Origin of the sequence: Nocardia vinacea NBRC 16497 (genome assembly GCF_000308835.1) — a bacterium.
Classification (GTDB): domain Bacteria; phylum Actinomycetota; class Actinomycetes; order Mycobacteriales; family Mycobacteriaceae; genus Nocardia; species Nocardia vinacea.
The window spans coordinates 77,907-84,893 of record NZ_BAGN01000425.1; the positions used below are offsets into that span (position 1 = coordinate 77,907).

General features: G+C 67.0%; 6 protein-coding genes. 5 read left to right on the top strand and 1 reads right to left on the bottom strand.

From position 1 onward, the window contains the following. Positions 1 to 31 precede the first annotated feature (31 nt). Positions 32 to 988 (bottom strand): LysR family transcriptional regulator, encoded by a 957-nt coding sequence (locus ON44_RS44415; RefSeq protein WP_040701335.1) that lies wholly within the window; start codon positions 986 to 988, stop codon positions 32 to 34. Positions 989 to 1,041: 53 nt separating this feature from the next. On the opposite strand from ON44_RS44415, the gene ON44_RS44420 reads away from it, so the two are divergent. From ON44_RS44420 to ON44_RS44440, 5 genes are all read left to right on the top strand, one after another. After that, entirely contained in the window at positions 1,042 to 2,175 is a 1,134-nt protein-coding gene (locus ON44_RS44420) for an XdhC family protein (protein ID WP_085998741.1), read from the top strand. Between the two features lie 80 nt (positions 2,176 to 2,255). Continuing rightward, positions 2,256 to 3,146: an FAD binding domain-containing protein gene (locus ON44_RS44425; RefSeq protein WP_040701337.1), complete on the top strand. Its 891-nt coding sequence runs from the start codon at positions 2,256 to 2,258 to the stop codon at positions 3,144 to 3,146. Between the two features lie 2 nt (positions 3,147 to 3,148). After that, entirely contained in the window at positions 3,149 to 3,667 is a 519-nt protein-coding gene (locus ON44_RS44430) for a (2Fe-2S)-binding protein (protein WP_051183382.1), read from the top strand. Continuing rightward, the gene (locus tag ON44_RS44435) at positions 3,664 to 6,054 is read left to right on the top strand and encodes an aerobic carbon-monoxide dehydrogenase large subunit (RefSeq protein ID WP_040701339.1); all 2,391 of its coding nucleotides are present in this window, start codon (positions 3,664 to 3,666) and stop codon (positions 6,052 to 6,054) included. Before ON44_RS44430 ends, ON44_RS44435 begins: the two co-directional genes overlap by 4 nt. A 26-nt stretch (positions 6,055 to 6,080) precedes the next feature. After that, a complete protein-coding gene (locus ON44_RS44440) occupies positions 6,081 to 6,974 on the top strand; it encodes an XdhC family protein (RefSeq protein WP_040701340.1) in 894 nt (297 codons plus the stop codon). Positions 6,975 to 6,987 lie beyond the last annotated feature (13 nt).

Sequence of the window (6,987 nt, forward strand, 5' to 3'; positions counted from 1 at the left end):
GCCACGCCGATGCTCCGCGCGGTGCCCGCATTCAACTCCACAGCGTCACATGCACTTTCGGGCGGAACCGAGTGACGCCGACCCCGGACCCGCGGATCATCGCCTGGATGCAGCGCGGGGTGGTGATGAACCGCAGCAGTTCCGACACCGCGGGCTGGCGAGTGTCGGGTGGCAGGGTGGTCGCGCACCACTCATCGGATACCTGAAGGCCGGGTCCCTTGATGTGGCTCAACCGACCGGCCGCGAGGTCGGAGGAGACAGCGAAGCCGATCGTCAGGGTGATGCCCCCGACTCGGCGAACCTCTTCGAGAGCGGCCGCGTCGCTCTGGAAGATCCGCTGGTGTGATTCGGGAATGGCCAACTCGCGCAGCACCGTCGCGATATGCCCGTCGACACTGCCCGCGCTGGGGCCCAGCATCCACTGCTGCTCCCGCAGCAGCGCCGGATGCGGTGCGATGTCCACCAGCGGGCTGTCGGGGCGCGCGACCGAAATGATCTGATACTTCAGGAACGGCCGGGTGGTGATGGTCGCGTCGGTGTCGTCCTGCCCAGGCCCCAGCGCGATATCCACCGCGCGGGTCTCGATCAAGCTGCGGAACTGGCTGGTGGGATGCACACTCAGCTCGACCGACAGATCCTTCGCCCGCGCCGCGAACAGGTCGATGAGGCCGGGCGCGGCATGTTCGGCGAACGCGCTCGATGCCGCGATGCGGAGCAGCCGTCGGCCGTGCGCTGCCTCGCTCACTTCGATGGCGGTCTGGCGCTGCAGTCCAAGAATTTCGATCGCCCGGCTGGCCAGGCGCAGCCCACCGGGCGTGAAGGCCAGACCGGACGCCGTGCGGGTGAACAACGGGTCGTCGAGCTCTTTACGCAGCTGGGCGATGTGCGTCGAGACACCGGCGTCGGACATCCCCAGCTCTCTGGCCGCCGCGTGGACGGAGCCGAGCCGCACCACGGTCGAGTAGGCCCGAAGCTGGGCGGGCGTCACAATCCGAGTCTAGTTTGGAGGTGGACGCGGTGCCCACAGCCGGAGGACGCACCATGCAGGACGTGGTCACGGACCTGATGACAACCTGGAACGCCGGGGGCACGGCTGGGGTCGCGACGGTCGTACGGACCTTCCGTTCGGCGCCGCGACCGCCTGGCGCGGCAATGGTCGTCGCCCCGGACGGGACGGTCGGCGGTTCGGTTTCCGGTGGCTGCGTCGAAGGCGCGGTGTACGAACTCGCCACCGACGTCATCCGGACCGGCCGTCCGGTGCTGGAGCGGTTCGGCTTCTCCGATGACGACGCATTCGCTGTGGGCCTCACCTGCGGCGGCGTCATCGACATCTTCGTCGAGGCGATCTCGCGGGAAACGTTTCCGGACCTCGGCGAGGTCGCCGCGGACATCGCCGCCGACCGGCCGGTCGCGATCGCGACCGTCATCGAGCACCCCGACACCGCCCGGGTAGGGCGACGGCTGCTGATCCGGCCGGGCACCGCACACGGCACCTTGGGGTCGGCGCGCACCGACGACGCGGTGCGCGATGACGCACGCGGGCTGCTCGCGGCGGGCCGCAGCGAGGTGCTGTCCTATGGTCCGGACGGGCAGCGTCGCGGTGAGGGCATGGCGGTATTCGTCGCCAGCTATGCCCGGCAGCCGCGGATGCTGGTGTTCGGGGCGATCGATTTCGCTGCCGCCGTCGCACAGCAGGGATCATTCCTCGGCTACCGAGTGACGGTGTGCGACGCGCGGCCGGTCTTCGCCACCTCCGCCCGGTTCCCGACCGCCGACGAGGTCGTCGTCGACTGGCCGCACCGCTACCTGGCCGCGCAGATCGCGGCAGGCGAAATCGATTCGCAGACCGTCGTCTGCGTGCTGACCCACGATCCCAAGTTCGATGTTCCGCTGCTCGAGGTGGCACTGCGCGCGCCGGAGATCGGCTATGTCGGCGCCATGGGGTCGCGCCGCACACACGACGAGCGGCTGACCCGGCTGCGACAGGCCGGCCTCACCGACGAGCAACTCGCCCGGCTCGCCAGCCCGATCGGGCTGGATCTGGGCGGCCGGACCCCCGAAGAGACGGCGGTGTCCATCGCCGCCGAGATCATCGCGCGACGCTGGGGCGGACACGGCCGCTCACTGACCGGGATCGGCGGCCGCATTCACCACAAGGCACAAACAGCGAGTTAAGCGATTGCTTAACTCGGACTTGACGACCGCATCAACGGGGCAGAGGCTGAGGCTCTTCCCATTGTTGTGAGGTAGATCACATGCAAGTTCCCGGGCCATTCGAATACGAGCGCGCAACGGGCGTGGATCACGCCATCGGACTACTGGACCGGCTCGGCGAGGAGGCGCGCATCATCGCGGGCGGGCACAGCCTGCTGCCGATGATGAAGCTGCGCCTGGCCAATCCGGAATATCTCATCGACATCAACGACCTGGCTGCCGAACTGGGCTACATCGTCACCGATCCAACCCTGGTGCGCATCGGTGCGATGGTCCGGCATCGGCATTTGCTCGAATCCGACGATCTCGCCGCGGTGTGCCCTATCTTCCGTGACGCCGAGCGCGTGATCGCCGATCCGGTCGTGCGCAACCGCGGCACGATCGGCGGCTCGCTGTGCCAGGCCGATCCCGCCGAAGATCTCAGCACGATCTGCACGGTCCTCGGCGCCACATGCATGGTGCGCGGACCGTCCGGCGACCGGGAGATCGCGATGGACGACTTCATGGTCGGTCCGTACGAAACCGCCATGTCGCACAACGAAATTCTGATCGAGATCCGAATCCCGGTGCGGCATCGGACATCGAGTGCCTACACGAAGGTGGAGCGTCGGGTCGGCGACTGGGCAATCGCGGCGGCGGGCGCGATCGTGACACTGCACGGCGAGGCGATAGCGGCCGCCCGGATCGGTCTGACGGCGGTCAACCCAGATCGGGCGGCGCTCGCCGCCGTGGCGGACGCGCTCATCGGTGAGCCGCCCACCGAAGATGTTTTCGCGGAGGCGGGCCGCCGGGCGAGCGCAGCGTGCTCACCTGTCTCCGATGCGCGCGGCAGCGCGGACTACAAGCGCCATCTCGCCTCCGAACTGACGATTCGCGCGCTGCGCACCGCGGTCGAGCGCGTACTGAATGAATCTGCGCCGGAAGGGAATTAGCCATGCAGGTAACCATGACCGTCAACGGCGAGCCGGTGACCGCGGAGGTCGAGCCACGCACCCTGCTCGTGCACTTCCTGCGAGATCAGTTGCGGCTCACCGGAACCCACTGGGGCTGTGACACCAGCAACTGCGGCACCTGTGTGGTGGAGGTCGACGGCGAACCGGTGAAGTCGTGCACGATGCTGGCTGTTATGGCGGGCGGCCGTTCGGTGCGCACCGTCGAGGGGCTCGAGGTGGACGGCCAACTCGATCCCGTGCAGGAGGGCTTCATGCAGTGTCACGGTTTGCAGTGCGGATTCTGCACGCCCGGAATGATGATCACCGCCCGCGCCCTGCTCGACCGCAATCCGAATCCCGACGAGCAGACCATCCGGGAGGCGATCTCGGGCCAGATCTGCCGCTGCACCGGATATACCACCATCGTGCGGTCGATCCAGTGGGCCGCGGCAAAGCAACGCGGCGAAGCGGTGGAGCCCGAACCCGCAGCCACTCCGACGCCGGTAGGGAGCACATCATGACCGCCGTCGAGTCCCGGCCCGAAGACAGAGTAGATAACGACCGCAAGCCGTGCGGTCACGGCAGGATGCTCCGCAAAGAGGATCCGCGGTTCATTCGCGGACGCGGCAACTACGTCGACGATGTGCAACTGCCCGGCATGCTGCACATGGCGATACTGCGTTCCCCGTTCGCGCACGCGCGGATCGTGAACGTCGATGTCTCCGCGGCACAGGCACATCCGAAGGTCAAGGCAGTCGTCACCGGTGCGGATCTCGCGGCGAAGGGACTGGCCTGGATGCCGACGCTGTCCAACGATGTGCAGGCGGTGCTGGCGACGGACAAGGTCCGGTTCCAGGGCCAGGAAGTGGCCTTCGTCGTCGCCGAGGATCGCTACTCCGCGCGTGATGCGTTGGAGCTCATCAACGTCGACTACGAGATGCTCGATCCGGTGATCGATGCCCGGAGCGCACTGGCGCCCGAGATGCCGGTGATCCGTGACGATCTCGAGGGCAAGCAGGACAACCACTGCTTCGACTGGGAGGCCGGCGACGCCGCCACGACCGAGGCAGTGTTCGCCCGCGCCGACGTGGTATTGAAGCAGGAGATCGTCTATCCGCGAGTGCATCCCGCTCCGATGGAGACCTGTGGGGCCGTCGCGGATCTCGATCCCGTGACGGGGAAGCTCACGCTGTGGTCGACGAGCCAGGCGCCGCATGCCCACCGCACGCTCTACGCGTTGGTGGCCGGACTGCCCGAGCACAAAATCCGGGTGATCTCACCCGATATCGGCGGCGGGTTCGGCAACAAGGTGCCCATCTATCCGGGATATGTCTGCGCCATCGTCGGGTCGCTGCTGCTGGGCAAACCGGTGAAGTGGATGGAGGATCGCAGCGAAAATCTCACCAGCACCGGATTCGCCCGCGACTACATCATGGTCGGCGAGATCGCCGCCACCGCCGAGGGCAAGATCCTGGCCATCCGGTCGACCGTGCTCGCCGATCACGGCGCCTTCAACGGCACAGCCGCGCCGTTGAAGTATCCGGCCGGCTTCTACGGCGTCTTCACCGGTAGCTACGACATCGAGGCCGCCTACTGCAAGATGACCGCGGTCTACACCAACAAGGCCCCTGGCGGTGTCGCCTACGCGTGCTCGTTCCGGATCACCGAGGCCGTCTACTTCGTCGAGCGGTTGGTGGATTGCCTCGCCTATGAACTGAAGATGGATCCGGCCGAGCTGCGGCTGCGGAATCTCCTTCGCCCCGAACAGTTCCCGTACACCAGCAAGACAGGCTGGGTCTACGACTCCGGCGACTACGAGAAGACCATGCGTCTGGCGATGGACATGATCGGCTATGACGCCTTGCGAAAGGAGCAGCAGGACAAGCGCGCCCGCGGCGAGTTGATGGGCATCGGGATGTCCTTCTTCACCGAGGCCGTCGGCGCGGGTCCGCGCAAGGATATGGACATCCTCGGACTCGGGATGGCCGACGGGTGCGAGCTGCGCATCCATCCGACCGGCAAAGCCGTTGTGCGCATATCGGTTCAGACCCAGGGGCAGGGGCACGAGACGACGTTCGCCCAGATCGTCGCCGAAGAACTCGGCATCCCGCCGGACGATATCGACGTGGTGCACGGCGACACCGATCAGACTCCGTTCGGCCTGGGCACCTACGGCAGCCGGTCGACACCGGTTTCGGGCGCCGCCGCCGCGCTGGTGGCGCGGAAGGTGCGCGACAAGGCACGGATCATCGCATCCGGCATGCTCGAAGTCTCCGTCGCCGACCTCGACTGGGAGAAGGGATCGTTCCACGTCAAGGGCGATCCGTCCGCGGCCGTGACGATCCAGCAGATCGCGATGCGAGCACACGGCGCTGGTGATCTGCCCGAAGGTATCGAGGGCGGACTCGACGCGCAGATCTGCTACAACCCGGAGAATCTCACCTACCCGTATGGTGCGTACTTCTGCGTCGTCGACATCGACCCGGGGACAGCCGTGGTGAAAGTGCGGCGCTTCCTCGCCGTCGACGACTGCGGCACCCGGATCAATCCGATGATCATCGAGGGGCAGGTGCACGGCGGCATCACCGACGGCGTCGGCATGGCGCTGATGCAGATCATCGCCTTCGACGAGGACGGCAACTGCCTCGGCGGATCCCTGATGGACTATCTCATCCCGACGGCACTCGAGGTTCCGCACTTCGAGACCGGATACACGGTCACCCCTTCGCCGCACCACCCGATCGGCGCGAAAGGCATCGGCGAATCGGCCACGGTCGGCTCGCCTGCAGCGGTGGTCAATGCGGTGGTGGATGCGTTGGCGCCGTTCGGAGTTCGGCACGCCGACATGCCGCTGACGCCGTCGCGGGTGTGGGAAGCGATGCAGGGCCGGGCCACACCGCCGATCTGAGTGGGTGCGAGCAAATGGGATCACCGATGAAGTTGACCGAGCGTGCACAGCAGCTGGTCCGCACCCGGACGCCGTTCGTGCACGCGACCGTCGTGCGTGCGCAGCAGCCGACCTCGGCGCATGCCGGGGACGAGGCGATCCTGTTGCAGGACGGGACGATCGAAGGATTCGTCGGCGGGCAGTGCGCGCAGAACTCGGTCCGCAAGGCGGCGCTGGGTGCCTTGCAGTCGCACGAGAGTGTGCTGCTGCGCGTGCTGCCCGATGGCGATCTGCATTTTCCCGAAGCGCCCGGCGCGGCGGTGGTGGTGAATCCCTGTCTGTCCGGCGGAGCTCTCGAGATCTTCCTCGAGCCGCAGATCCCGGCGCCGCTGATGCGCATCTGCGGCGCGACACCCATCGCGGACGCCTTGGCCGACATGTGCGAGTTGGTGGGTTTCGGGGTGCAGCGCAGTGCTGCCGACGCCGACTCGCTGGATTCGCTGGCCGATACGACGGCGGTGGTGATCGCCAGCCATGGTGGCCCGGAGGCCGAGATGATCCGCGTCGCGCTCGACGCGGGCGTGGGGTACATCGGGCTGGTGGCCAGCACGATTCGGGGCGCGTCGATCCTCGACGAACTCGAATTGACCGACGCCGAGCGGGCTCGCATCCGCACCCCGGTGGGTTTGCCCATCGGCGCGAAGACGTCCGCGGAAATAGCCGTCTCGATTGTCGCGGAAGTGATCCAGGCGGTCCGCAAGGGCGGCTCGGCCGTCACGCCCCGCGCGGCGAATGTCGCTGTCGAGGCGCTCGATCCGGTGTGCGGTATGACCGTGATGGTCGGGCCGGACACACCACATCTCACCATCGACGATGTCGACTACTGGTTCTGCAGTTCCGGATGCCGCAATTCCTTCGCAGCGACGAAGACGGGCTCATGACGAACGGGGTCGT